The sequence below is a fragment of the Enterobacter cloacae complex sp. SHL001 genome, assembly GCF_049236825.1.
GTDB lineage: Bacteria > Pseudomonadota > Gammaproteobacteria > Enterobacterales > Enterobacteriaceae > Enterobacter > Enterobacter hormaechei_C.
In genome coordinates, this window is record NZ_JBMKIP010000004.1 from 73718 (window position 1) to 100093 (window position 26376).

Sequence of the window (26376 nt, forward strand, 5' to 3'; positions counted from 1 at the left end):
ACGGATTAGTGATAGCAATGTTATTTCGCCACTCGTTTCTTTGTATTGCCATATGCACAGCCCTTCAGACTGCAAGTTTTGCCGCTGAGAGTGCGGCTGTGCCATCCTCTGGTAGTGAAGAGGTCGAATTCAACGATCAGTTCCTGTACAAAACAGGAACCAATATTGATGTTAGCCGCTTTTCCCGCGGGAACCCGGTAGTACCAGGCACATTCAAAACGCAGCTTGTTCTTAATGGGCAAAAGAAACTGCTTACCGATTTCACCTTCAAAGATAACGGGACTCCCCGCGCACAACCTTGCTTCACCCCGAAAATATTGATGCAAATTGGCCTTAAAGCAGAGGCTATTCAGGCTGCGACAGGCAAAGACAGTGCTGTTGAAAATGCTGAGGAAACCTGTGTCGAATTACAGCACGCTTTTACGGGTGCCTCCTGGGATTTCGATGCAGGTACACAAGAATTGAGTCTGATTGTTCCACAAATTTATGTTGAACATCGTCCTGGGGGATATGTCGATCCCTCTCTGTGGGAAGACGGCATTACCGCGGGAACATTATCCTACGATCTTAACGCCTGGCATTCCGACACGCCTGACGGTTCGAGCGATACTGCTTACGCCGGGCTTAAATATGGCCTGAATATGGGACCATGGCGCTTACGTTCACGCGGGACATTGAACTGGGATCAGGAAAGTGGCTCCGACTATTCAAGCCAGGATATTTATCTACAGCGTGATATCACTTCCCTGCGAGCTCAGTTACTGGTGGGTGATTCCTATACGCGTGGGGATACGTTTAACTCGTTAAATCTGCGTGGATTACGCATGTATAACGACGATCGCATGCTCCCTGGCGGTATTTCAACCTACGCCCCCACTATCCGTGGCGTAGCGAAAAGTAACGCTAAAGTTACCGTTAGCCAAAACGGAAACAAGATTTATGAAAGCACGGTGCCACCGGGCGCTTTCGAGCTTAATGACCTCAGCACAACCGGCTATGGCAGTGACCTGATCGTCACGATTGAAGAGTCAGACGGCAGCACACGTACCTTTTCAGTGCCCTACTCCTCCGTCAGCCAACTACTGCGCCCCGGGTATAGCCGCTGGGATATCGGCGCTGGTGAATTAAATGACAATGGCCTTCGTGATAAGCCTCGTCTGGGTTATGCCACTGGTTATTACGGCTTAAGCAATCTGTTTACCGGTTACGCTGGCGTGCAGTATATGGACACGGGCTATTTCTCAGGTCTGCTTGGCATTGCGATGAACACGTATATAGGCGCGTTCGCCTTCGACGTGACACATTCCGATGCGGATGTGGATGGTATAGGAACGTTGACAGGTCAAAGTTATCGCCTTTCATGGAGTAAGCTCGTTGAAGAGACGCAGACCTCGTTCAACGTTGCAGCGTATCGCTTCTCCACCGAAGACTATTTGACGTTAAATGATGCGGCTTCGCTGTCAGAAGACGTTAAATACCGGGATATATCGCGTAATCCAGAGCACACGGGCAACGATGTATACAATCACTTCCAACGTATGAAGAACCAAATTCAGCTAAACATCAGTCAACCGCTCAGCTCCGGAAAAGATGCTTATGGTTCATTATATCTGACGGGAAGCTGGCAGGATTACTGGAATAATACCAGTTCCACTTCACAATATTCCGTTGGTTATAACAACTCATTCTGGCTGGGTAGCTATAGCGTATCGTTACAGCGCAGCTACGACGAGTATGGCGAGAAAGATGACAGTGTTTACCTGAATCTGACGATTCCATTGGAGAATCTGCTGGGCCATAAGCGCCATCCAGCCGGTTTCTCCAGCATTAACACAAGTATGAGTTCTGATTTTAAAAAGAATACCTCCTTCAACACCAGCGCCAATGGCAATACAGATGATTACCGCTTCAGTTACAGCGTAAACACCAGTACGACCCATTCTGATAGCGGTGATATTAACCAGCTAGGCGGGTATGGCACTTACAACAGTTCCTATGGTCCGCTAAGCCTTTCTGCTTCGGCTTCCGATGACAGCAGTCGTCAGTACTCCATGAGTTACAGCGGGGGAATGATGGTACATGCAGGCGGTCTAACGCTGGCACCAGGAAGTATAGGTGATACCGATACGCTGGCACTGGTCAATGCGCCAGGTGCAAAAGGGGCTCGTTTGACCATCGGTGACGGTGTCATTGGCAGCTCTGGTTACGCCATTATGCCCTATCTGACGGCCTATCGGGAGAACACTGTAGGTATCGATATTTCCAGTCTGGAATCAGACGTGGAGGTAAAAAGCACCAGCACAGTGTCAGTGCCGCGCAGTGGTGCCATCGTACAGGTGGATTTTGAAACCGACCAGGGCCGCTCATTGCTGCTCGACCTTCATCGCTCTGATAACGGATTTATACCGTTAGGAGCCAACGTGCTGGATGAAAAGGGGCTGTCGATTGGTTCCGTTGGTCAGGCGGGTCAGGCTTATGTGCGTGGAGTAGAAGACAATGGAACGCTGCGGGTGGTATGGGGCAGTGATGCAAACAGCACATGTACCGTGACTTACCACATAACTCCCTCTGCTCAGAAAGTGGGTCTGACGACGGTACTCGCTAACCAAACTTGCCAGATATAACGATTTTTTAACAGGGAGTTATTTTTAATGAAGAAAACATTGTCACTGACAAGCCTCAGCACATTGCTTGCTCTGGCGTTAAGTTCACAGGCTATGGCAGCAACAACGAATCTGGATGTTACGTTTACCGCCTCACTGCGGGAAACCACCTGCGATGTAAAAATTGAGGGCGGCGCAGGTGATGGAAAAAATAACACTATTCCAATCGGTACTAGTGGCAAGACCTCGCTAGCAGATATCACTGCGGGCTCAGACGTGGCCAGCACAACGTTTAAGCTTAAAATCGTTGAGTGTCCATCCAGCCTACAGTCATTAAAAACCACGATCACCGGCATCAAGTCGGTATATTCCGATACCATCATTAACAATAGTGCGACCGGAACAAAAGCAGACTATACCGGTGTGTCTATCGCCCGCTCTGCTGCACCTACTGCGCCATTTACCATCAATGCCACTGATGATGCTAAACGTCTGGTCTGGACGGCGGCCGAAATCAGTAGCAAAGAAGTCTCCCTTATTGCCCGTATGGCGGAAACAAAAGCAGGTCTTGCAACCACGGGTGACTTCAGTGCAGTTGCCACTTTTAACTTTGAATACCAGTAAGCGGAAGGATACGCAAAGATGAACATAAAATCGTCCACACTGATTGCTCTGGCAATTTCTTCCGGTCTCTTCAGCGCCGCCAGTAGCGCGATTACAGGTACTACCAGCGTTCAGGCAACCTTTACCTCTACGGTTGAGGCGGGGACCTGTACTGCGCAGATCCAAAACAGCGGTGGTCAACAAATTACGACGTTGCCATTTGGAGATGTTTTTAAGTCAGACCTTGTGGCTCAAAGCCGAAGCGAACCATTCAAAATCGTTTTTAGCAGCTGTGCAGGTGTGAAAACTGCGAGCGTACAAGCAACCACCGGAGCGGGAGGGGAGTGTTCTGGCGATGCGAAAAATGGTGATTCATTTAACGCCAGTAATGGCGCGGCCTTTGAAGTCTGGAAAGGAACGTCTGGATCAGGAATGCTGATGAACTGTAGTACAAAACCGTCACAAGCCGTCACTATTAGCGGTGCATCCGCTAGTGTAGATATGAATGCACGTATCGTGATCGCAAAAGATAAAACGATCGCAGATGTCACCGCCGGTGACGTTAGCGCGCCCGTGACGTTTGTCGTCACTTACCAGTAATAATCATGGGCAGAGCAGAGATGTCAAACAAACAGAAAAATAAGGTTCTCAAAAGATCGGTGATCTTCGCAGGACTCATTGCCTGGCACTGGTCTGCCCCATGCCTGTCAGCGGAAACAGGCATGGATGTCACGCTTGATGCCAATATTGTCGAAAACACCTGCCAGATTTCGATTCCAGATGGAGGAAAAGTCCATCTGCCGACAGTCAGTAAGAATTGGTTTTATAACCCCGATGGAAGCTCGCGTTTGCAGCCTACAGATGCAGCAAGCGGCACCCCGTTTACAGTGCGGGTAGAAAGTTGCTCTGGCGATAATATCTCGGTAAATGCGGTGGATTTCAGTTTCCAGCCACAAAGCAAGCAGTGGCCGGTTGGCACTCGCCAGGTGTTTATCAACGAAACCAAGGTCCTGGAAGGCGGAGCAGAAAACACGGGTGTCGTTATCTTTTCAAAAGCGTTAAACACCAATGTACTGAACGCGGACGGTAGCTCCAGCGTGTTAATCGATGCAGGCGCAGATAGCTGGGTGAAAGATTATCCATTTTATGCACGCTTACAGAACGTCGGCCTCGTGAAAGCGGGAAAAGTGACGAGTAGTGTTGTGGTTAATGCCACCTATAACTAGAGTAAACAGGAAGAATATACTCATGAGTAACACAGGATGGTTTAATATTTTTGCATGGGCAAGACTGTTCGCGGCAAGTCTACTGCTACTGCAAGGGTATGCTTGGGGTGAATGCCATTTTGGCTATAGTGGCGAGGGCGGGACCTCAACGATTGTCAATACCCTTGCAAATTCACCTGTCTATTTTAAATCCAGTTACAACACGGGAATACCGGGCCATTTTAGTGAGATTGCGGGCCCCTTTAATGCACAACTTTCCCCAGGGCTTTGGTCTCAGTGCGATGCAGGAAACGAAGGTGAACAAATGTCAAATATCACCTACGACGTGGTTGGGACTACCGACGAAGGGTACGCGCTTTGGCCAACCAATATTGACGGGATTGCTTATGCAGTGAGGGTTTATAGCGATAGCAACCCTGGAGCATATTTTCAATATTCCTCTGGTCAATGGATAAACCTTCCCATAAACGCGTCGAAAACAGATCATAATTGGAAAATCCAAATCAAGCTTTATCAGCGAGACAGTATTCTGGGTAACCCTGAACATGTTTCGGTAATAACCCCACAAGGGTCAAAAAAAATCGGTGGGATGTCCATTGGAGGGCATACGGACAGCGACAACCAACCCTGGTGGTTTAATATTACGCCGTCATCTTTTAGCATTCCGGTTGCCGCCGCCACCTGTCAGGCAGCCATGGTCAATGGCGGCAGTAATAACGTTGATTTTGGTGAAGTTATGTTCTCCGATGTGAAAAACAGCGGCTGGTATCCACATAAACAATTTAATTTGCAGCTCAAAGGTTGTGCTAATACGGTGGGTATTTATTATAAAGTCAGCTCCAATACAACCACCTCTGTTCCCGGGACGGGGGTTGTGTTGACCAATATCTTGACTTCGAATGCCGCGAGAGGGGTTGGTGTCTTAATAAACGAAGAGTTTCCCTCCAACCCAGGGGGACATGGAGAACCGATAATTAACGATCCCACACCAATTTATGCACCTCTTCGCACGGTAGGCACCAGCGAAAACATTGATTTACCTTTTAATGCCTATTTTATGGAATATACCAGCGATATTGCTGCCGGTAATTTCAAAGCGGTGGCGACATTCTCAATAGAGTATTTGTAATCACCCCTGCGGCTGATTGCTGATCAGCCGCGACATCGTCTCCAGCGAATCCGTTCTTAGAATATACAGCCGCTTCAGTAAGAACGGATTATCCCCCGGCTTCACCTTCCCTTTGACCGTTGTCACCGCCAGATGAAAACCGGCATCATTCGCGGCTTTAATCGCTTTATTGTCATACCCGCCAAACGGGTACGAAACATACAGCACGCGCGGGTTGAACTGCGCCAGTGCACGCCGTGAGCGTTCAAAATCGAACAGGATCACGTGATAGCTGCGGCTCAATAAGATGGGGTGTTTATACCCATCAACGCGATGCAGGAAGTGGGTATGAGACTGAATGTCGAACAAATCCTGGATGCCCTTGATTTCCTGAACGCTCATAAACTGTAGCGATCGGGGATCCCACTTCTGCGGGTGACCTTTGATTCGGGATGAAATAATAAACGCCGTCGCGTTGAAGCCATACTCTTTCAGCACCGGATACGCGTAGCGGCTCACCGATTTCAGGCCATCATCAAAAGTGATCACCACCGCTTTCGCGGGGAGGTTCATCTTGTTACGCACGTACCCTTCAAGCTGGTACATTGTCAGCGTGGTATAGCCTTGATCGCGTAACCAGGCCATCTGATTATTAAACGCACGTACGCTGGTTGTCGTGGAGGTATGTCGAAAACGGGTGTTCTCTTCATCACGCAGGATATGGTGGTAGGTCAGAATCGGCAGTCCGTTATCTTCCTGTGCATCCAGGCTGCTGATCCACGCCAGACGATTGCCGATGCGGATCTGAAACCAGGTCTGGTTCAGGCGATCTTTCAGCTTATTCAGAATCGGATAGCGAAGATTGGCGCTTAAGGTGCCAAAGGGCGCGCTTCCGCTGCTGGGGGCATTATACACTGGCGTGTCTTTCCAGGTGATGAGGTTTTGATTGCTGAGCGGCTTGTTCAGATCGCCCAGACTATCCTCAACGCGTTGCTTACCCTGCACTTTTTCCAGGTGCTCTTTATCAATAAACCCCGTACCGAATCCGAAACGAAATTCATAGTAATCCGCCGCGGCCGGAAAGACGGCGAGGATCTGCCCGGCGCGGACATTGCCCACGTTCACGACGGCATTTCCCACCTGCGCCCAGATGGCCGCATCTTCGGTGGTTTGCATATATTGGGCAGGAAGGCCTTGCTGACTGGTCAGGCTGGCAGACGCACCACCGGAGACCAGTAGCAGAAGGATAAAGATAACGCGCATGAGCATGGGATATAAATCGATACGGAAAATCAGTCGCCATTGTAGCAAAAGCGACATCAATACCAATGTTTAATGCTTATACAGATCGTGAAGCAGAACGAAAGGCGGATTCTTCTGCTGCTGGTGCCACAGGCTGCTCACGCCCGGCGGGCCTTGCGCCACAATGGCGTGACGAAACTCAGCGCTGCTCAACGTTGCGCGCAGCGGATACATCGCTTCGAGTAAAGGCAGGCTGATACCGGAGATCACTTCACAGTTATCATGCTTATGGCTCATTAACGCCGCTGAACGGTAAGGCGCCGCGCCCGATCTGTCGGTGAGAAAAATCACGCCATCACCGGTGTCGGTTTCATGCAGCGCGTCGCACATCATCCGGCTTAGCATATTGGTGCTCAGCCCTCGTCAGTAATTTACCGCACGACATTGCGCCAGAGGGCCAAATCGGGCCTCCAGCTTCAGGAGCATTTCCTGTGCCTCTTCATCGTGGCAGGTGATAACCCATCCCAGCATAACGTCTCTCCTTAGCAGGCGAGTAGTTTATCCAGGTGAAGGTTAGTTTACGGTGATAACTGTCAAAGAAAGTGCCCGGCAAACAGAACGTCGCCGGGCAGAAGATTAGCTACGCAGCCCACGTCCACGCTGGATCAAATACCAGCACAGCAGATAGAACGCCACGATAAATACCGCCAGCACCACAACGGTGGTGAACAGCGGGACATCGGTAATGCCGAGGAAACCAAAGCGGAAGCCGCTGATCATATAGACAATCGGGTTCAGGTGCGACAGCGCCTGCCAGAACGGCGGCAGCAGCGTCAGGGAGTAGAACACCCCGCCCAGATAGGTTAGCGGCGTCAGCACAAAGGTCGGGATCAGGCTGATGTCATCGAACGTTTTGGCGAACACGGCGTTCAGCAAGCCAGCCAGTGAGAACAGGATCGCAGTAAGCAATAACGTGAGCGCGACGAATAGCCACGAGTGCACCTGGAACGGCACGAAGAACAGCGAAATCGCCGTCACCAGAATACCCACGCACAGCCCGCGCGCCACGCCGCCGCCCACGTAACCGGCGATAATGACGTGCGTCGGCACTGGCGCCACCAGCAGCTCTTCAATGTTGCGCTGGAACTTGGCGCTGAAGAATGAGGATGCCACGTTCGCGTAAGCGTTGGTGATCACTGCCATCATGATCAGGCCCGGCACGATAAACTGCATATAGGTAAAGCCGTGCATCTCACCAATGCGGGAGCCAATCAGGTTGCCGAAAATGATGAAGTAGAGCGTCATGGTGATCACCGGCGGCACCAGGGTTTGCACCCAGATGCGCATAAAGCGGTTAATCTCTTTCGCCCAGATGCTTTTCAGCGCGACCCAGTAAAGATGCGTCATGCCTTGTCTCCTTGTTTATCGTGCACCAGAGAGACAAACAGCTCTTCCAGTCGGTTCGCTTTGTTACGCATGCTTAATACCTGAACGCCCTGCGCGCTCAACTGGGAGAACACGCTGTTGATTCCCTGCTCGCGCAGCACTTCTACCTCCAGCGTCGAGGTATCGACCAGGCGATAGTTATACCCCTCCAGCTTCGGCAGGGCGCTTTTCGCCGCCAGATCGAGGATAAAGGTCTCTGATTTTAGCTTGGAGAGCAGGTTCTTCATCGAGGTGTTTTCCACCAGCTCGCCGTGCTGAATGATGCCGATGTTGCGGCACAGCATCTCTGCCTCTTCAAGGTAGTGCGTGGTCAGAATGATGGTGGTGCCTTTGTCGTTCAGATCCTTCAGGAAGCCCCACATGGAACGACGCAGTTCAATATCCACGCCAGCGGTCGGTTCATCAAGAATGAGCAGCTTTGGCTCGTGCATCAGCGCGCGAGCAATCATCAGGCGGCGCTTCATCCCCCCGGACAACATCCGCGCGCGCTCGTTACGCTTCTCCCACAGGTCAAGCTGTTTGAGATACTTTTCGCTGCGCTCCAGCGCTTCTTTGCGCTCAACGCCATAGTAACCCGCCTGGTTAACAACAATCTGCTGTACCGTCTCGAACGGGTTGAAGTTGAACTCCTGCGGCACCAGCCCCAGCTGGCGCTTGGCGTTGACCACGTCTTTTTGCAGGTCGTAGCCAAACACGCTAACGCGGCCAGACGTTTTATTGACCAGCGAGCTGATAATCCCGATGGTGGTCGATTTTCCCGCCCCGTTCGGCCCCAGAAGCGCGTAGAAATCTCCCGCTTCGACTTTAAGATCTATCCCGCGCAGCGCCTGGACGCCCCCCGGGTAGGTTTTTTTGAGCTGTTCAAGCTCCAGTGCAATCGCCATGAATTCAACTTACCTTAAGTTCTGACACACGTTGTGTGGTTTCATTAAAAGTCGGGTTACCCTATAGTAGCGCAACGCAATCACTTGGTTACAGGTCGCTAACCTCCATGAACGACATAGATACACTCATCAGCAACAATGCACTATGGTCAAAAATGCTGGTGGAGGAAGACCCCGGATTTTTTGGAAAACTGGCACAGGCGCAGAACCCGCGCTTTCTCTGGATTGGATGTTCCGACAGCCGCGTCCCCGCCGAACGTCTGACCGGTCTTGAACCGGGCGAACTGTTTGTTCACCGCAATGTGGCTAACCTCGTTATTCATACCGATCTCAACTGCCTTTCGGTTGTTCAGTATGCCGTTGACGTTCTGGAGGTTGAGCACATCATTATTTGTGGCCACTACGGCTGCGGCGGCGTACAGGCGGCGGTCGAAAATACAGAGCTGGGGTTAATCGATAACTGGCTGCTGCACATCCGTGATATCTGGTTCAAACATAGCTCACTGCTGGGCGAAATGCCGCAGGAGCGCCGTCTCGACACGCTGTGTGAGCTGAACGTGATGGAGCAGGTCTATAACCTGGGCCACTCGACGATTATGCAGTCTGCCTGGAAACGCGGACAGAAGGTCTCCATCCACGGCTGGGCGTACGGTATTCACGACGGCCTGCTACGCAATCTGGAAGTGACCGCCACCAACCGCGAAACGCTGGAACAGCGTTACCGCTCGGGAATTGCCAACCTCAAGCTTAAGCACGTTAACCATAAATAACAAAGCCGGGGGTTTTCACCCTCTCCCTGTGGGAGAGGGCTGGGGTGAGAGCATCAGCCCGCAATTATTCGTCCAGAATCACTACTTTCCCAACATACGGCAGATGGCGATAACGCTGCGCGTAATCAATGCCGTAACCCACCACGAATTCGTCCGGGATGGAGAAACCAACGAACTCCACCGGCACCTGCACTTCACGGCGCTCAGGCTTATCCAGCAGAGTACAAATCGCCAGTGATTTTGGTTCACGCAGGCTCAGGATCTCACGCACTTTAGAGAGCGTGTTGCCGGAGTCGATGATGTCCTCAACAATCAACACATCTTTGCCACGAATATCTTCATCCAGATCTTTCAGGATTTTCACATCACGGGTTGTGGACATGCCGCTGCCGTAGCTGGAGGCGGTCATAAAATCGACCTCGTGCGGCACCTGCACTTCACGGCACAGGTCTGCCATGAACATGAAAGAGCCACGCAACAGACCGACCAGCACCATTTCGCTGCCGCTGTCCTTGTAATGTTCGGTGATTTGACGACCCAGTTCGGCGATACGCGCTTTGATCTCGGCTTCCGGGATCATCACTTCAACAGTATGTTTCATATTACTAACCAAATGATTTTAGTGAAAATCTCTCAATGCGGATGACTCTCGCTCCGGCATCGATACGCAAGCCAGCCATTATACCAGTAAATGGATAAGCCTGGCGTATGAGTTATAAAAAGCAATATTTGTGATTCCGATCACAGTTGTTAATACCTATAATTAATTGCTAGCAAATAATTAACAAAACTGACGAGTACTTTTCTATGGCTGAAACAAAAACTAAACAGCCGCGTCTACTGGTGACATTAACAGCCGCGTTTGCCGCGTTCTGCGCGCTGTATTTGTTAATCGGTGGCGTATGGCTGGTCGCGATTGGCGGCTCCTGGTACTACCCGATTGCGGGTCTGGTTATGGTTGGCGTAACCGTCCTGCTTTTACGCAGAAAACAATCTGCTCTGTGGCTGTACGCAGCGTTACTGCTCGCAACCATGATCTGGGGCGTCTGGGAAGTCGGGTTCGACTTCTGGGCGTTGACGCCGCGCAGCGACATTCTGGTCTTCTTCGGTATCTGGCTGATCCTGCCGTTTGTCTGGCGTCGTCTGATCGTCCCTTCCAGTGGCGCCGTGGCCGGTCTGGTCGTTGCCCTGCTGATTAGTGGCGGCATCCTGACCTGGGCCGGTTTTAACGACCCGCAGGAGATCAACGGTACGCTGAACGCGGAATCCACGCCGGCTGCGGCTATTTCGCAGGTGGCGGACGGTGACTGGCCTGCTTATGGTCGTAACCAGGAAGGTCAACGCTACTCCCCGCTGAAGCAGATCAACGCGGACAACGTGAAAAACCTGAAGGAAGCCTGGGTATTCCGTACCGGCGACCTGAAGATGCCAAACGATCCGGGTGAGCTGACCAACGAAGTGACCCCGATTAAAGTGGGCAACATGCTCTACCTGTGTACGGCGCACCAGCGTCTGTTCGCGCTCGACGCGGCTACCGGTAAAGAGAAATGGCACTTTGATCCACAGCTGAACTCCAACCCGTCGTTCCAGCACATTACCTGCCGCGGCGTCTCTTACCACGAAGCGCGCGCCGATAATGCCAGCCCGGAAGTCATTGCCGACTGTCCTCGCCGCATTATGCTGCCGGTGAACGATGGCCGCCTGTTTGCCATTAACGCTGAGACCGGCAAGCTGTGCGAAACCTTCGCCAATAAAGGCATTCTGAATCTTCAGACCAACATGCCGGACACCACGCCGGGCCTGTATGAGCCGACCTCCCCGCCAATCATCACCGATAAAACCATCGTGATTGCCGGTTCGGTAACGGATAACTTCTCCACCCGTGAAACCTCCGGCGTTATCCGTGGTTTCGACGTGAACACCGGTAAACTGCTGTGGGCCTTCGACCCGGGCGCGAAAGATCCTAACGCGATCCCATCGGATGAACACACCTTTACCTTTAACTCACCGAACTCCTGGGCACCGGCAGCGTATGACGCGAAGCTGGACCTGGTCTATCTGCCGATGGGCGTGACCACGCCGGATATCTGGGGCGGTAACCGTACGCCGGAGCAGGAACGTTACGCCAGCTCCATCGTGGCGCTGAACGCAACGACCGGTAAACTGGCATGGAGCTACCAGACCGTTCACCACGATCTGTGGGATATGGATATGCCGTCCCAGCCGACGCTGGCGGACATTACCGTTAACGGTAAAACCGTACCGGTGATTTACGCCCCGGCGAAAACCGGTAACATCTTCGTGCTTGATCGTAGCAACGGTAAGCTGGTTGTTCCTGCGCCGGAAAAACCGGTTCCGCAGGGTGCGGCCAAAGGCGACTACGTCACCAAAACGCAGCCGTTCTCTGACCTGAGCTTCCGTCCGAAGAAAGATCTCAGCGGTGCAGACATGTGGGGTGCCACCATGTTTGACCAGCTGGTATGTCGCGTGATGTTCCACCAGCTGCGCTACGAAGGGATTTTCACCCCGCCGTCAGAGCAGGGTACGCTGGTCTTCCCGGGTAACCTGGGGATGTTCGAATGGGGTGGGATCTCCGTTGACCCTAACCGTCAGGTCGCCATCGCTAACCCAATGGCGCTGCCGTTCGTTTCCCGCCTGATCCCTCGTGGTCCGGGTAACCCAATGGAGCAGCCGAAAGATGCGAAAGGCAGCGGTACCGAAGCCGGTATCCAGCCGCAGTATGGCGTTCCTTATGGTGTGACCCTGAATCCGTTCCTTTCTCCGTTCGGTCTGCCGTGTAAACAGCCTGCCTGGGGTTACATCTCCGGTCTGGATCTGAAGACCAACAAGATCGTCTGGAAGAAACGTATTGGTACGCCACAGGACAGCATGCCGTTCCCGATGCCTGTTCCAGTGCCTTTCAATATGGGTATGCCAATGCTGGGTGGCCCAATCTCCACCGCCGGTAACGTGCTGTTCATCGCGGCAACCGCAGATAACTACCTGCGCGCGTACAACATGACCAACGGTGAGAAACTGTGGCAAGGCCGTCTGCCAGCCGGTGGACAGGCAACGCCGATGACCTATGAAGTGAATGGCAAGCAGTACGTTGTCATCTCTGCGGGTGGTCACGGTTCGTTTGGCACGAAGATGGGCGACTATATTGTCGCGTATGCACTGCCTGACGACGCTAAGTAACGAAAAAGCCCGGTGGCGCTAACGCTTACCGGGCCTACGGGTGCCCTATGTAGGCCGGGTAAGGCGAAGCCGCCACCCGGCTTTTTTTTATACGGTAAAACCGAGCATCATCCCCGTATCTTCATGCTCCAGCAGATGACAGTGGGCCATATAGGCAAACTCTTTCGGCGCCTCGTGGTCGAACTTCACCAGCACCTCGCTGACGCCGCCTTCCACCCTCACCGTATCTTTCCAGCCCGCACGATGCGCCTCCGGCGCTTTACCATTTTCAGACAGAATACGGAACTGCGTGCCGTGGATATGGAACGGGTGCAGCATCATGTCGCCTTCGCCTGAAATCACCCAGCGTTCAAACTGCCCTTTCGTGGCGGCGAACATGGGCGTGTTCATATCGAACGCTTTGCCGTTGATGCGGTTGGCGTTGTGGAAATCGAAACCATGGCCGCCGTGATCCATGCCGCCCATTTTACCGTGGTCCATATTCATATGGCCCATCATCTGGCCGTGATGCATTCCCGCCATGGCCTGATTGCCGTACTTCTTCATCAGCGCCTGCATGCCCATCATGTCTAGCATCGGATCCATAGAAAGCTGAAGTTTACGCTGCGTAAGCCCGTCCAGCGACGGGAGTGCTGGCAGCGTGGTGAGGGTCTCCGGCAGCGTACCGGAGGCGGTGATCTGTAGCGGCTGAATGCGCAGGACCGGATGCGGCTTATCAAACGGCGCAACGGCCATCCCCATCTGGCTGACCGGCAGGGTCACCAGGTCAAACGCTTTGCCATCGCTGATATCCACCAGCACCTCGAAGCGCTCCCCCATCAGCATCGACAGCTCGCTCACCTTCACCGGCTCCGGCAGCAGGCCGCCGTCGCTTGCCACCACGTAAAGCGGGCGTTTATCGCTGGTGGCGAAGTTCAGCGAGCGGGCGTTACAGCCGTTAAGCAGACGTAAGCGCAGCCAGCCTTTTGGCGCGGCATGCTGCGGGTAGATCGCGCCGTTGGTCAGGAGTGTATCGCCAAACCAGCCTACCGCCGCGCTCATTACGTCCAGCTGATAGTCAATTTGCCCGTCAGCGTTGAATTTTTTGTCCTGCACAATCACCGGGACATCGTCGATTCCCCACTGTTTCGGCAGGCGCAGCAGGCGGCTTTCATCGTCTTCAATCAGCACCAGGCCGGCCAGCCCCATCGCCACCTGATGGCCCGTTTTGCCATGCTGATGCGGGTGGAACCAGCAGGTCGCCGCGCGTTGTTCCGGAGTAAAGGTTACGCTGCGTTTACCACCAGGCCTGATGATGCCCTGAGGCCCCCCATCCACTTCGCCCGGGACTTCCAGCCCGTGCCAGTGCAGCGTGGTCTCTTCCGCAAGCGTGTTATGAATGTCTACCGTCACCGCCTTCCCTTTGCGTAACTGCAACGCCGGGCCGAGCAGATTGCCGTTATAGCCCCACGTCGTGGCGGCGTGCTGACCGAACGTGGTTTTACCGGCCTGCACCACAAGCTGAATGCGGCTGCGGGCATCTGCGGCGAGTAATTCAGGAATGGGTAAAGCCGGTCTGTCGGCGGCAAAAACGGCGCGGCTCCAGAGAGGTAACGCGCTGGCAACCCCCAGCGCGGCAGAAAATTTTAAAAAATCACGACGTTGCATGTGCATTTCCTTATTTCCAGCAGGCGATCTTTTGAGCATAAACCCTCCCCTTACCGGAAGGTCAAGCACGGCGGCAATAATAAAGATCGTCGGCCTGGCATCAAGTATGCTAACGTTAATTTTCCGTGATGCAGTGGTAAAGGCAATGAAGACGTTTTTCAGAACAATTTTGTTCGCCAGCCTGATGGCGATGTGTGCGAACAGTTACGCGCTAAGTGAAAACGAAGCGGAAGATATGGCCGATCTGACGGCAGTTTTTGTTTTTCTGAAAAACGATTGTGGTTACCAGAATTTACCCAATGGGCAAATTCGTCGCGCACTGGTCTTTTTTGCCCAGCAGAACCAATGGGACCTCAGCAACTACGACAGCTTCGACATGAAGGCGCTCGGTGAAGACAGCTACCGTGATTTAAGCGGTATTGGCATTCCCACTGCTAAAAAATGCAAAGCGCTGGCTCGCGATTCACTCAGCCTGCTCGCCTACGTGAAGTAACCTTCCCGACGCCCCTTGTTGACCCGTTAACCGCCTCACGGCGGTGTTGTGTTGCGCCCATCTGCCGGATGTAATGGATGTTAACGAAGGAGGTGCTCCCCATGACCGAAAAAACGGTATGGCAAGAAACGCTGCATGACCAGTTTGGTCAGTATTTTGCCGTGGATAACGTGCTCTATCATGAGAAAACCGATCATCAGGATTTGATAATCTTCGAAAACGCCGCCTTTGGCCGCGTGATGGCGCTGGACGGCGTGGTGCAAACCACCGAGCGCGACGAGTTTATCTATCACGAAATGATGACCCACGTCCCGCTGCTGGCCCACGGCCACGCGAAGGACGTGCTGATTATCGGCGGCGGCGACGGCGCGATGCTGCGTGAAGTCTCTCGCCATCAGAATGTCGAAACCATCACCATGGTGGAAATCGACGCCGGTGTGGTGTCGTTCTGCCGCCAGTATCTGCCCAACCATAATGCCGGCAGCTATGACGATCCGCGGTTTAATCTGGTTATCGATGATGGCGTCAATTTTGTTAACCAGACTACGCAAACGTTTGATGTCATTATCTCTGACTGTACCGACCCTATCGGTCCGGGCGCGTCGCTGTTTACCTCGTCGTTTTACGAAGGCTGCAAGCGCTGCCTGAAGCCTGGCGGAATTTTTGTGGCGCAAAACGGCGTTTGCTTCCTGCAACAGGATGAAGCGCTTGATAGCCACCGTAAGCTGAGCACCTATTTTGCTGACGTCAGCTTCTACCAGGCGGCGATCCCCACTTACTACGGCGGGATCATGACCTTTGCCTGGGCGACGGATAACGACGTTCTGCGCCATCTCTCTACCGAGATCGTGCAGGCCCGCTTCCACCAGGCCGGACTCCAGTGCCGCTACTACAACCCGGCGATCCACACCGCAGCCTTTGCGTTGCCTCAATATCTGCAAGACGCGCTGTCCTCAAAGGAGGTGAACTAATTGAAAAAGCTTAAACTGCATGGCTTTAACAATCTGACCAAAAGCCTGAGTTTTTGTATTTACGATATCTGCTACGCCAAAACAGCAGAAGAGCGCGATGGTTACATCGCCTATATCGATGAACTCTACAACGCCAACCGTCTGACCGAGATCCTGACAGAGACCTGCTCGATTATCGGCGCGAACATCCTGAATATCGCGCGCCAGGATTATGAGCCTCAGGGTGCGAGCGTCACCATTCTGGTGAGTGAAGAGCCGGTTGACCCGAAGCTTATCGACAAAACCGAGCACCCCGGCCCGCTGCCGGAAGTGGTAGTCGCCCACCTGGATAAAAGCCACATCTGCGTGCACACCTACCCGGAAAGCCACCCGGAAGGCGGGCTGTGTACCTTCCGCGCGGATATTGAAGTGTCGACCTGCGGCGTGATTTCACCGCTGAATGCGTTGAATTATTTAATCCACCAGCTGGAATCCGATATCGTCACTATTGATTATCGCGTGCGCGGTTTTACCCGTGATATCAACGGCATGAAGCACTTCATTGATCATGAGATCAACTCCATTCAGAACTTCATGTCCGAAGACATGAAGTCGCTGTACGACATGATGGATGTGAACGTCTATCAGGAGAATATCTTCCATACCAAGATGATGCTTAAAGAGTTCGATCTTAAGCACTACATGTTCCACACCAGGCCGGAAGATTTAAGTGACGAAGAGCGTAAGGTCATTACCGACCTGCTCTGGAAAGAGATGCGCGAAATTTACTACGGCCGTAACATTCCGACCGTGTAAACGTGATCCGGAGCAGGGACGCTTCGGGGAATTACTTCTGTTTCATAAAATCGCGGTAGGCGTTCAACACGCTCAGGAAGTCTTCCACGCCGCACAGCGACAGGCTCTCTTCGTCGTAGTAACTCATTCCCTCTTCCATCTCATCACCCGAGAACTCAAGTTGGTTGGCGCGCACCATCACCTCTTCGCCATCCATCCACAGCGTGTATTCGTGCCCGGCGCGTTGCCAGGAGCGTTCACTGCCTTTCACCGTTTCCGCCGCCTGTTCGACTTCATCCAGCAGCGCGAGGTTCTCTTTCACCTCTTCGTTAAACCAGTGTCCAACGGCTTCGTGCCCCATCGACATTCGCACTTTCACCACGCCGGTGATGTCGCGCAAAAATTCGTAATCCATAGCGTTTTCCTCTGCAAAGCCATTAGGGTAATTATCGCAGCAGAGAGGAAGAAAAAAAGCGGGAGAGGTGGGAGGAATGAAAATAAAAAACCCACCGACGTTGCGATGGGTTTTGTAGGCCCGGTAAGCGTAGCGCCACCGGGCAATGGGTCAGGTGCGGAGCGGTCTGGTGCCCTCACCCCCAGCCCCTCTCCCACGGGAGAGGGTAGCATTTATACTGCGGTCTGGAAGATCACCCCGTCAGCCTTCTCGGTGTACTGAGAGAGCTGGTCGAAGTTCAGATAACGATAAGTATCCACCGCCGTCTTATCTACCTGAGCCACAAAGGTCTGGTACTCTTCCGGCGTTGGCAGTTTGCCAATCAGCGCCGCAACCGCCGCCAGCTCCGCAGAGGCCAGGTAAACGTTCGCCCCGGTTCCTAAACGGTTAGGGAAGTTACGGGTTGAGGTGGAAACCACCGTCGCACCGTCGGCCACGCGCGCCTGGTTGCCCATACACAGGGAACAGCCAGGGATTTCGATACGCGCCCCGCTCTTACCAAACACGCTGTAGTAGCCCTCTTCGGTCAGCTGCGCCGCATCCATACGGGTTGGCGGCGCCACCCACAGACGGGTCGGCAGCTGGCCTTTGTGGGTATCCAGCAGCTTACCGGCAGCACGGAAGTGGCCGATGTTGGTCATACAGGAGCCGATGAACACTTCGTCGATCTTATCGCCCTGCACGTCAGAGAGCAGACGCGCATCGTCCGGATCGTTAGGCGCACACAGGATTGGCTCTTTGATATCCGCCAGATCGATCTCAATCACCGCCGCGTACTCTGCGTCAGCGTCGGCTTCCAGCAGCTGCGGATCCGCCAGCCATTTTTCCATGCCCTGAATACGACGCTCCAGCGTACGACGGTCGCCGTAGCCTTCCGCTATCATCCACTTCAGCAGCACGATGTTGGAGGTCAGATACTCAATAATCGGCTCTTTGTTCAGCTTGATGGTACAGCCCGCCGCAGAACGCTCGGCAGAGGCATCGGTCAGCTCGAACGCCTGCTCCACTTTCAGATCCGGCAGACCTTCAATTTCCAGAATGCGGCCAGAGAAGATGTTTTTCTTGCCTTTCTTCTCGACGGTCAGCAGACCCTGTTTAATGGCATACAGCGGGATCGCGTGCACCAGATCGCGCAGGGTAATGCCCGGCTGCATTTTACCTTTGAAGCGCACCAGCACCGATTCCGGCATATCCAGCGGCATCACGCCGGTCGCTGCGGCAAACGCCACCAGACCGGAACCCGCCGGGAAGGAGATCCCGATTGGGAAACGGGTATGGGAGTCACCGCCGGTACCGACGGTATCCGGCAGCAGCATGCGGTTCAGCCAGGAGTGGATAACGCCGTCGCCCGGACGCAGGGAGACACCGCCACGGTTCATAATGAAGTCTGGCAGCGTGTGGTGCGTGGTTACGTCAACCGGCTTCGGATACGCCGCGGTGTGGCAGAAGGATTGCATCACCAGATCGGAAGAGAAGCCCAGGCACGCCAGGTCTTTCAGTTCATCACGGGTCATTGGGCCAGTGGTGTCCTGAGACCCCACGGAGGTCATTTTCGGTTCGCAGTACGCGCCAGGACGGATACCAGTGACGCCGCAGGCGCGACCCACCATTTTCTGCGCCAGAGAGTAACCGCGGTTGCTCTCGGCCACGTCTTTCGCCTGACGGAATACGTCACTGTGCGGCAGACCCAGCGCTTCACGCGCTTTGGTGGTCAGGCCACGGCCGATGATCAGCGGAATACGGCCACCGGCACGCACTTCGTCGATCAGCACGTCGGTTTTCAGTTCGAAGCTGGCCAGCAGTTCGTTGGTTTCGTGGTTGCGCACTTCGCCTTTATACGGGTAAACGTCAATCACGTCGCCCATGTTCAGGTTGCTCACGTCCACTTCAATTGGCAGCGCGCCCGCATCTTCCATGGTGTTGAAGAAGATTGGCGCAATTTTGCCGCCGAGGCACAGGCCGCCGCCGCGCTTGTTCGGCACGTGCGGAATGTCGTCGCCCATGAACCACAGCACGGAGTTGGTGGCGGATTTACGGGAAGAACCGGTACCAACCACGTCACCGACGTAAGCCAGCGGGAAACCTTTTTGTTGCAGGGCTTCGATCTGTTTGATCGGGCCAACCACGCCTGGCTGATCCGGCTCAATGCCTTCACGGGCGTTTTTCAGCATCGCCAGGGCGTGCAGTGGGATATCCGGGCGAGACCATGCATCCGGCGCCGGAGAAAGGTCATCGGTGTTGGTTTCACCGGTCACTTTAAAGACGGTAACGGTAATTTTTTCAGCAAGCTGAGGGCGGTTAAGGAACCATTCGGCATCGGCCCAGGACTGCATCACCTGCTTCGCGTAAACGTTGCCTGCTTTGGCTTTTTCTTCCACATCGTAGAAGTTATCGAACATCAGCAGCGTTGAAGAGAGCGCTTTGGCAGCAATTGGCGCCAGCTTGTCGTTATCCAGCGCGTCAATCAGCGGATGAATGTTATAGCCGCCCTGCATGGTGCCGAGCAGTTCAATCGCTTTTTCAGGAGTAACCAGTGGGGAGGTGGCTTCGCCTTTGGCAACGGCGGCAAGGAATCCGGCTTTTACGTAGGCAGCTTCATCTACGCCAGGCGGTACACGGTTGATCAGCAGATCTAACAGGAATTCTTCTTCGCCCTCAGGCGGGTTCTTCAGCAGCTCGACGAGCGCGGCCATTTGGGTTGCATCTAACGGTTTGGGTACAATTCCCTCGGCGGCACGTTCTGCTACGTGCTTACGGTATTCTTCTAGCACGACGGTTCTCCTCGCTCTCATTGTCATATGCGGCGGGCGTTCTCTTCACGCTCCTGTGAGACAGCAGTTTGTAGGGTAAATGCCCGATACCGCGTCGGGCAGCATAGCAGGATTTCTGCACAGTGTTAATCTGTTTACAAAAAAGCAACATTAAAAAATTTGCTGAATCGTTAAGCATGGTATAGCACCCCGTCACCGGGCCCGAAAGCAGTTCCGTAAGTTTGTCGCCACCCCAGCAGCTAGCTGCTGGCCGCTCGCAAGAGCGGCCTTCTGAATGTCCGTCGCCTGCTCAGCCATCCGATATAATTGTGTAATAAATACTCACACTCTTTATCCGGATGCTTCGGAGGTTTTCCCAACAAAAGTCAAAACTGTAAAACACGGGTGAATGATACTCGCGGCAACAGCAACGCCTCACGGCACTGCACTCGTCTCGTTGGAGTCAATCTATGAAGTTGCCTTTTAAACCACATCTTCTTGTTCTGCTTTGCAGTGCGGGGCTGTTTGCCGCCTCGGGCGTCATGTTCGTTAAAAGCCGCGCAACGGAACCCGCTCCCGCACTTGCGCCGGTAGCCCCGCAGCTCCCCGCCCCGACAGCACAACCTGCCCCGGTGGCGACTCCGGCCTATACCGCCGCGCAGATCGATCAGTGGACAGCGCCCATTGCGCTCTATCCCGACGCGCTGCTGTCGCAAATTCTGATGGCCTCAACCTATCCGGCGAGCGTGATTCAGGCCGCCCAGTGGTCAAAGGACAACCCTAAAATTCAGGGCGATACCGCCATTCAGGCGGTCAGCGGGCAGCCATGGGATGCCAGCGTGAAATCGCTGGTCGCCTTTCCGCAGTTAATGTCGTTGATGGGAGAAAACCCGTCGTGGGTACAGAGCCTCGGCGACGCCTTTCTGGCCCAGCCAAAGGATGTGATGGATTCCGTGCAGCGTCTGCGCCTGCTCGCGCAGCAGACAGGCACGTTGCAATCCACCCCGCAGCAGACCGTCACCACCGTGAAAAAATCTGCGCCAGCCTCCACCAGTACAGCCGCGACGTCAACGTCGGCTAGTCCGACGGTGATTAAAATTGAGCCAGCCGATCCACAGGTGGTCTATGTCCCTACCTACAACCCTTCCACCGTTTACGGCACGTGGCCAAACGCCAGCTATCCGCCTGTGTATCTGCCCCCGTCTCCCGGCCAGCAGTTTACCAATAGTTTTGTCAGAGGCTTTGGCTATAGCCTCGGCGTAGCCACTACCTATGCGCTGTTCAGTAACATAGACTGGGACGATGACGACGAACATCATCACGATCATGATGACGATCACCACGGCGGTTATTCGCATAACGGCGATAACATTAATATTAATGTTAATAACTTCAATAAGATCACCGGCGAGCACCGTACCGATAATCATCAGGTCTGGCAGCATAATCCGACCTACCGCAACGGCGTGCCCTACGCCAATAGCCAGCTTGCCAGCCGCTATCATCAGACTTCAGTGCCGGGCGGGCTGAGCGCTACCCGGCAGCAGCCGGTCAACCGCGATAGCCAGCGGCAGGCCGCGATGGCGCAGATACAGCAGTCGACGGGCAAACCCCTCACACAGCTACAGCATGGCGACGCGCATTTCCCGCAACATTCAGCGTCCGCGCAGCAGCTGAAGCAGCTCTCTCAGCGCAGCAACTATCGCGGCTACGACAGCGCGCGGCCACACGCACAACAGATGAATAATACTCTTGCGCAAACCAGACGCCCGACGCAGGTTCAGCATCAGCCGCTGCGGGCAAACGCCCTGAGCGGCAACGACAGCCGTTCGGCCAGCTGGCAGGCCCAGCACCAGCGCGGGCTGCAAAGCCGCCAGCACGCGTCGCTGAACAGTGAGCAGCGTGCCAGCTTCCGCCAGCAGCTGTCCGAACACCATACCGAACACCGTGAATTCCACCGTCGTTAAGGGAGCCGCTATGAACATGAAACCGATCGGTGGAATGCTGTTGTTGATGGTATCCACCTTCGCCTGCGCCCAGCAATCCTTCTCCACGCCTGAGCAGGCAGCCAATGCCCTGACGAAGGCCATCAGCGAGCAGAATGAGCGCGCGATGGCCGACCTGCTGGGGGATAACTGGCGCGACTATCTGCCACCTGAAGGAGTTGATCCGGAGGCGGTAGCTCGATTCCTGCGTGACTGGAAGATTAACCATCGTACCGAAATCAGCGGCGATATTGCCCATCTGTCAGTTGGCGATAACGGCTGGCAACTCCCCATACCGGTAGTGAAGAAAAAAGAGGGCTGGCAATTTGATATGCAGAAAGCGGCGGATGAGATCCTGACCCGCGAAATCGGCCGCAACGAACTCGCGGCTATCGAAGCGCTGCACGCCTACGTCGACGCACAGCACAGCTACTACGCCATGAACCACCGCTATGCGCAGAAGATTGTCAGCACGCCAGGGCTAAAAGACGGCCTGTACTGGCCCATCTCGCCGGGCGAAGCGCCAAGCCCGCTGGGTCCCGCCTTCAGCCCGCCGGAGTCGGGTATGGGCTATCACGGCTATCGGTTCCGCATTCTGCCGGATAAAAATGGCTTTGCGATGGTTGCCTGGCCCGTGAGCTATGGTCAGACGGGGGTAATGAGCTTTGTTGTTAACCAGGATGACAAAGTTTATCAGGCAGACCTCGGCAGTGAAACCGCCAGAAAAGTCCAGGCATTGACCGTGTATAAATCTGATACATCCTGGCAGCCCGTGGCACCGTAAACGTCCGGTGGCACCTCGCCTGCCCGGTCTACGATTTTTGTAGGCCGGGTAAGCGCAGCGTCACCCGGCTATGTTTTTACAAAATATTCACCAATTGAGCTTCCAGTATAGGTTTCGCTTCTTCTAATTCAGATCAACATTGTTCGCAATGGAGACCACTCAAGAGAGAAACTTATTTCTGTTTCGCTTTCGGGGTTGGCAGCACGATCATTTAACAAAGCTATAGGTAACATTCCCCTGCAAATCTGCTGGCATCTTTGTTATATCCGTTCCGTCCTCCGCATACCATTCGAAGAGATGATTATCGTCACGCAGGGCACAAAAATGGTAATCGCAGGAATAGATGGCACGAATATTATAAAGTTCATGTGCGACAGGTGAGGTGTCGCCACCTTCATACCCCAATCCCCATGCCACTACGGTACCGTCACGGCGAAGCGCTGCAAAAGAATTGTAAGTACCCCCTGTCAGAGATACCACATCCGTAAGATCCTCAGGCATTTGTATATCGAAAATCGAGACATGTCCCCAGCAGTACACTTTCCCCTCCGAAGTTAAAAAAGCATAGCTGCCATTAACAGCGGCCTGAACATCGATAATATTTGTCAGACCGGCAATTTCCGGTGGCATTTCGGTCAAATAGTAATTCTGCCCCCAAAAAACCACACTGCCATTTTGTCTTAAAGCAATAAAAGTTGAATTGGTGCTGTGTACGGAAACAATATCCTTGAGGCAAGCAATATGATCCGGAATCATAGCGCCACAACTGGCGCTTCCCCATGCAATCACACTGCCTGAGGCCCTGAGTGCCACAAATGCACCGCTATTACTGTAAAGTGCGACAACATCATTTACTTCTTTCAGATGTGTCGGTAGCGCGCCACCGTATGCTGCACTTCCCCAAGCTAGCACATGACCATTTTGTAGAATTCCCGCAAAGGCAGTTTCCGTGGATTGGATGGCTATGAAATCACTGCGCGCAGCAATATCAGCAGGAAAGTCATTTTGAGAAGCCCCAACTTTCCACTGTACGACTTGGTTGTTAGCTCGCAACGCAAGATAGATGTCATTACCGTCGTTACCACCAGCAACTTTAATATCTAAAATATCATCCAGTGCAACAACATTATCAGGCAGAGGGTTATCATCATCCACAGACCAGGTAAATACCTGGCCATTGGTATTAACAGCCGCAGAAGCGTACTGGCCGCCATAAATAGCCCTGACATTATAGTTACGCTCGCTGGTTGGTGAGGTTCCACCATGTTTTGGCTTCCCCCACGCTTCTACGGTACCATCATCTTTTATGACAGCAAACGCGGAACTCGAACCCCCAAAGTTACTGATATTAATAACATCACCCAGCCGATAAACATCAGAATTTGCCAGCAAGCGTACATTTGGGCGGGTATCGGTGAAAACAGGTCCAGTAAAGCGCGGTGCGGATTCATCTTCATACCACCAGTCAACGCTGACGGGCTGTAGGGTCTCTTTATCAAGGGCTACAAGCTTATGCGTCGCACTCGCCCAAGCACCCCCTAATTGTGTTCTGGCCCCCATGACTTTTAAATCACGAATACCAGAGGTCGATTCATAACTATTCATAATAACTGGTTCCTTTTAATAGAGTAATCCCAGCGATAGTTATATTATCTTTCTATTTTAAGTCAAATTAACCAAGCCACTCCTAAAAAAAACATAAACACAGCGGCTTATACAAACCCATTAAAAATTAAATGAATCATTTGATTCGCGAATACATTCAATTAACCATGTACAAATATTTTATCTATTCTGCATTTAAATTGATAATTAACACTAAGATATGGACTTTAAACCAAAAAAAACGCCTCCGAAGAGGCGCTTATCAGGCACAAAGCAACTTATTTCTTCTTCGCTTTCGCGTTTGGCAGGTCCGTAATGCTACCTTCAAACACTTCTGCCGCCAGGCCCACGGACTCGTGCAGAGTCGGGTGAGCGTGGATGGTCAGCGCGATGTCTTCCGCGTCACAGCCCATTTCGATAGCCAGACCGATTTCACCCAGCAGCTCGCCGCCGTTGGTACCGACAATCGCACCACCGATCACGCGGTGAGTCTCTTTGTCGAAGATCAGTTTGGTCATACCGTCTGCGCAGTCGGATGCGATAGCACGGCCAGAAGCAGCCCACGGGAAGGTGGCGGTTTCGTAGCTGATGCCTTTCTCTTTCGCTTCTTTCTCAGTCAGACCGACCCATGCAACTTCTGGCTCGGTGTAGGCGATAGATGGGATCACTTTCGGATCGAAGTAGTGCTTCATGCCGGCGATAACTTCAGCGGCAACGTGACCTTCGTGAACACCTTTGTGCGCCAGCATTGGCTGACCGACGATATCGCCGATAGCAAAGATGTGCGGCACGTTGGTGCGCAGCTGTTTGTCAACGCGGATGAAGCCACGGTCGTCCACTTCCACGCCAGCTTTGCCCGCGTCGAGGTTTTTACCGTTCGGCACACGACCGATAGCCACTAGCACGGCGTCGTAACGCTGTGGTTCGGATGGGGCTTTTTTGCCTTCCATGGAAACGTAAATACCGTCTTCTTTCGCTTCAACGGCAGTCACTTTGGTTTCCAGCATCAGGTTGAATTTCTTGCTGATGCGTTTGGCGAAGACTTTAACGATGTCTTTGTCGGCAGCCGGGATAACCTGGTCGAACATTTCAACCACGTCAATCTCTGAACCCAGCGCATGGTACACGGTACCCATTTCCAGACCGATGATACCGCCGCCCATAACCAGCAGGCGCTTAGGAACGGTTTTCAGCTCCAGCGCATCGGTGGAATCCCACACGCGTGGATCTTCATGTGGAATGAATGGCAGTTCGATTGGGCGAGAGCCTGCCGCGATGATCGCGTTGTCGAAGTTAATCACGGTTTTGCCGTTTTCGCCTTCCACTTCCAGGGTGTTCGCACCGGTGAATTTACCCAGACCGTTTACCACTTTCACCTTACGGCCTTTGGCCATACCCGCCAGACCGCCGGTCAGCTGAGTGATAACTTTCTCTTTCCAGGTACGAATTTTGTCGATGTCGGTTTTCGGCTCGCCGAAGACGATACCGTGTTCAGCCAGCGCTTTGGCTTCTTCGATAACTTTCGCTACGTGCAGCAGCGCTTTAGAAGGGATACAGCCGACGTTCAGACAAACACCGCCGAGGGTGCTGTAACGTTCTACGATGACGGTTTCCAGACCTAAATCCGCGGCGCGAAATGCTGCGGAGTAACCTGCCGGGCCTGCCCCAAGTACTACGACCTGAGTTTTGATTTCTGTGCTCATCATGACCTCTTAATGTATACCCGTCGTCCACCGGGTCGTTCTATCCGCCCGTATTTTACAAAATTGTTAACAATTTTGAAACAACAAACGGCTCACGAATTATCGCTTTCACCAATAACCTCAAAAACCC

21 protein-coding genes and 1 pseudogene are annotated in these 26376 nt (G+C 53.3%); 12 read left to right on the top strand and 10 right to left on the bottom strand.

What is annotated here, in order from left to right; genetic code table 11:
- Positions 1-17: 17 nt before the first annotated feature.
- Genes ACOTYH_RS12535 through ACOTYH_RS12555 form a run of 5 tightly spaced genes read left to right on the top strand, consistent with a single transcriptional unit; the run spans position 18 to position 5561 of the window.
- Entirely contained in the window at positions 18-2624 is a 2607-nt protein-coding gene (locus ACOTYH_RS12535; RefSeq protein ID WP_077580178.1) for an outer membrane usher protein, read from the top strand.
- 27 nt (positions 2625-2651) lie between these two features.
- The gene (locus ACOTYH_RS12540) at positions 2652-3227 is read left to right on the top strand and encodes a fimbrial protein (RefSeq protein ID WP_050515866.1); all 576 of its coding nucleotides are present in this window, start codon (positions 2652-2654) and stop codon (positions 3225-3227) included.
- A gap of 18 nt (positions 3228-3245) precedes the next feature.
- On the top strand, positions 3246-3806 hold the full coding sequence (locus ACOTYH_RS12545) for a fimbrial protein (protein ID WP_072203305.1): 561 nt from the start codon (positions 3246-3248) through the stop codon (positions 3804-3806).
- 20 nt (positions 3807-3826) lie between these two features.
- On the top strand, positions 3827-4432 hold the full coding sequence (locus tag ACOTYH_RS12550; protein ID WP_033486455.1) for a fimbrial-like protein: 606 nt from the start codon (positions 3827-3829) through the stop codon (positions 4430-4432).
- 22 nt (positions 4433-4454) lie between these two features.
- Positions 4455-5561, top strand: a complete 1107-nt coding sequence (locus ACOTYH_RS12555; protein ID WP_058686583.1) for a fimbrial protein — start codon at positions 4455-4457, stop codon at positions 5559-5561.
- On the opposite strand, the gene ACOTYH_RS12560 is transcribed toward ACOTYH_RS12555, so the two are convergent.
- The 4 genes and pseudogenes from ACOTYH_RS12560 to ACOTYH_RS12575 form a co-directional block, all read right to left on the bottom strand.
- A complete protein-coding gene (locus tag ACOTYH_RS12560; RefSeq protein WP_421637797.1) occupies positions 5562-6809 on the bottom strand; it encodes a polysaccharide deacetylase family protein in 1248 nt (415 codons plus the stop codon). It lies immediately after the preceding gene.
- Positions 6810-6872: 63 nt separating this feature from the next.
- Positions 6873-7313: pseudogene (locus ACOTYH_RS12565) on the bottom strand (PTS sugar transporter subunit IIA).
- 105 nt (positions 7314-7418) lie between these two features.
- On the bottom strand, positions 7419-8189 hold the full coding sequence (locus ACOTYH_RS12570) for an ABC transporter permease (RefSeq protein WP_006810078.1): 771 nt from the start codon (positions 8187-8189) through the stop codon (positions 7419-7421).
- The gene (locus ACOTYH_RS12575; RefSeq protein WP_017383763.1) at positions 8186-9112 is read right to left on the bottom strand and encodes an ABC transporter ATP-binding protein; all 927 of its coding nucleotides are present in this window, start codon (positions 9110-9112) and stop codon (positions 8186-8188) included. Before ACOTYH_RS12575 ends, ACOTYH_RS12570 begins: the two co-directional genes overlap by 4 nt.
- Before the next feature lie 107 nt (positions 9113-9219).
- On the opposite strand from ACOTYH_RS12575, the gene can reads away from it, so the two are divergent.
- A complete protein-coding gene (gene can / locus ACOTYH_RS12580) occupies positions 9220-9882 on the top strand; it encodes a carbonate dehydratase (RefSeq protein ID WP_003856301.1) in 663 nt (220 codons plus the stop codon).
- 64 nt (positions 9883-9946) lie between these two features.
- On the opposite strand, the gene hpt is transcribed toward can, so the two are convergent.
- Positions 9947-10483: a hypoxanthine phosphoribosyltransferase gene (gene hpt / locus ACOTYH_RS12585; RefSeq protein ID WP_003856303.1), complete on the bottom strand. Its 537-nt coding sequence runs from the start codon at positions 10481-10483 to the stop codon at positions 9947-9949.
- A gap of 206 nt (positions 10484-10689) precedes the next feature.
- Here hpt and ACOTYH_RS12590 point away from each other — a divergent pair, with 206 nt between their 5' ends.
- The gene (locus ACOTYH_RS12590) at positions 10690-13080 is read left to right on the top strand and encodes a glucose/quinate/shikimate family membrane-bound PQQ-dependent dehydrogenase (RefSeq protein WP_003856304.1); all 2391 of its coding nucleotides are present in this window, start codon (positions 10690-10692) and stop codon (positions 13078-13080) included.
- 87 nt (positions 13081-13167) lie between these two features.
- Here ACOTYH_RS12590 and cueO read toward each other — a convergent pair whose 3' ends face one another.
- Positions 13168-14727, bottom strand: coding sequence for a multicopper oxidase CueO (gene cueO, locus ACOTYH_RS12595; RefSeq protein ID WP_047740495.1), 1560 nt, complete (start codon positions 14725-14727; stop codon positions 13168-13170).
- A 145-nt stretch (positions 14728-14872) separates the two neighbouring features.
- On the opposite strand from cueO, the gene ACOTYH_RS12600 reads away from it, so the two are divergent.
- The 3 genes from ACOTYH_RS12600 (at position 14873) to speD (ending at position 16986) form a co-directional block, all read left to right on the top strand.
- On the top strand, positions 14873-15220 hold the full coding sequence (locus tag ACOTYH_RS12600; RefSeq protein WP_003856306.1) for a YacC family pilotin-like protein: 348 nt from the start codon (positions 14873-14875) through the stop codon (positions 15218-15220).
- Between the two features lie 101 nt (positions 15221-15321).
- On the top strand, positions 15322-16191 hold the full coding sequence (gene speE, locus ACOTYH_RS12605) for a polyamine aminopropyltransferase (protein ID WP_015572694.1): 870 nt from the start codon (positions 15322-15324) through the stop codon (positions 16189-16191).
- On the top strand, positions 16192-16986 hold the full coding sequence (gene speD, locus ACOTYH_RS12610; RefSeq protein WP_017694500.1) for an adenosylmethionine decarboxylase: 795 nt from the start codon (positions 16192-16194) through the stop codon (positions 16984-16986).
- Positions 16987-17017: 31 nt separating this feature from the next.
- Here the strand turns inward: speD and yacL are convergent, their stop codons facing one another.
- Both yacL and acnB read right to left on the bottom strand, forming a co-directional pair.
- Positions 17018-17380, bottom strand: a complete 363-nt coding sequence (gene yacL / locus ACOTYH_RS12615) for a protein YacL (protein ID WP_017694501.1) — start codon at positions 17378-17380, stop codon at positions 17018-17020.
- Positions 17381-17592: 212 nt separating this feature from the next.
- Positions 17593-20190 carry a bifunctional aconitate hydratase 2/2-methylisocitrate dehydratase gene (gene acnB / locus ACOTYH_RS12620; RefSeq protein WP_017383766.1) on the bottom strand — a complete coding sequence of 866 codons (2598 nt, stop codon included), beginning with the start codon at positions 20188-20190 and terminating at the stop codon, positions 17593-17595.
- 449 nt (positions 20191-20639) lie between these two features.
- Here acnB and ACOTYH_RS12625 point away from each other — a divergent pair, with 449 nt between their 5' ends.
- Positions 20640-22136: a DUF3300 domain-containing protein gene (locus ACOTYH_RS12625; RefSeq protein ID WP_077580176.1), complete on the top strand. Its 1497-nt coding sequence runs from the start codon at positions 20640-20642 to the stop codon at positions 22134-22136.
- Between the two features lie 10 nt (positions 22137-22146).
- Positions 22147-22938, top strand: coding sequence for a DUF2950 family protein (locus ACOTYH_RS12630; RefSeq protein ID WP_077580175.1), 792 nt, complete (start codon positions 22147-22149; stop codon positions 22936-22938).
- Between the two features lie 207 nt (positions 22939-23145).
- On the opposite strand, the gene ACOTYH_RS12635 is transcribed toward ACOTYH_RS12630, so the two are convergent.
- The gene (locus ACOTYH_RS12635) at positions 23146-24543 is read right to left on the bottom strand and encodes an RCC1 domain-containing protein (RefSeq protein WP_232949619.1); all 1398 of its coding nucleotides are present in this window, start codon (positions 24541-24543) and stop codon (positions 23146-23148) included.
- Positions 24544-24821: 278 nt separating this feature from the next.
- Positions 24822-26246, bottom strand: a complete 1425-nt coding sequence (gene lpdA, locus ACOTYH_RS12640) for a dihydrolipoyl dehydrogenase (protein WP_077580174.1) — start codon at positions 26244-26246, stop codon at positions 24822-24824.
- Positions 26247-26376: the final 130 nt, after the last annotated feature.

Bases quoted from the DNA above. Each gene is read 5' to 3' on its own strand.
- ACOTYH_RS12535 (WP_077580178.1), top strand. From the start codon at position 18: ATGTTATTTCGCCACTCGTTTCTTTGTATTGCCATATGCACAGCCCTT.
- ACOTYH_RS12540 (WP_050515866.1), top strand. From the start codon at position 2,652: ATGAAGAAAACATTGTCACTGACAAGCCTCAGCACATTGCTTGCTCTG.
- ACOTYH_RS12545 (WP_072203305.1), top strand. From the start codon at position 3,246: ATGAACATAAAATCGTCCACACTGATTGCTCTGGCAATTTCTTCCGGT.
- ACOTYH_RS12550 (WP_033486455.1), top strand. From the start codon at position 3,827: ATGTCAAACAAACAGAAAAATAAGGTTCTCAAAAGATCGGTGATCTTC.
- ACOTYH_RS12555 (WP_058686583.1), top strand. From the start codon at position 4,455: ATGAGTAACACAGGATGGTTTAATATTTTTGCATGGGCAAGACTGTTC.
- ACOTYH_RS12560 (WP_421637797.1), bottom strand. From the start codon at position 6,809: ATGCTCATGCGCGTTATCTTTATCCTTCTGCTACTGGTCTCCGGTGGT.
- ACOTYH_RS12570 (WP_006810078.1), bottom strand. From the start codon at position 8,189: ATGACGCATCTTTACTGGGTCGCGCTGAAAAGCATCTGGGCGAAAGAG.
- ACOTYH_RS12575 (WP_017383763.1), bottom strand. From the start codon at position 9,112: ATGGCGATTGCACTGGAGCTTGAACAGCTCAAAAAAACCTACCCGGGG.
- can (WP_003856301.1), top strand. From the start codon at position 9,220: ATGAACGACATAGATACACTCATCAGCAACAATGCACTATGGTCAAAA.
- hpt (WP_003856303.1), bottom strand. From the start codon at position 10,483: ATGAAACATACTGTTGAAGTGATGATCCCGGAAGCCGAGATCAAAGCG.
- ACOTYH_RS12590 (WP_003856304.1), top strand. From the start codon at position 10,690: ATGGCTGAAACAAAAACTAAACAGCCGCGTCTACTGGTGACATTAACA.
- cueO (WP_047740495.1), bottom strand. From the start codon at position 14,727: ATGCAACGTCGTGATTTTTTAAAATTTTCTGCCGCGCTGGGGGTTGCC.
- ACOTYH_RS12600 (WP_003856306.1), top strand. From the start codon at position 14,873: ATGAAGACGTTTTTCAGAACAATTTTGTTCGCCAGCCTGATGGCGATG.
- speE (WP_015572694.1), top strand. From the start codon at position 15,322: ATGACCGAAAAAACGGTATGGCAAGAAACGCTGCATGACCAGTTTGGT.
- yacL (WP_017694501.1), bottom strand. From the start codon at position 17,380: ATGGATTACGAATTTTTGCGCGACATCACCGGCGTGGTGAAAGTGCGA.
- ACOTYH_RS12625 (WP_077580176.1), top strand. From the start codon at position 20,640: ATGAAGTTGCCTTTTAAACCACATCTTCTTGTTCTGCTTTGCAGTGCG.
- ACOTYH_RS12630 (WP_077580175.1), top strand. From the start codon at position 22,147: ATGAACATGAAACCGATCGGTGGAATGCTGTTGTTGATGGTATCCACC.
- ACOTYH_RS12635 (WP_232949619.1), bottom strand. From the start codon at position 24,543: ATGAATAGTTATGAATCGACCTCTGGTATTCGTGATTTAAAAGTCATG.
- lpdA (WP_077580174.1), bottom strand. From the start codon at position 26,246: ATGAGCACAGAAATCAAAACTCAGGTCGTAGTACTTGGGGCAGGCCCG.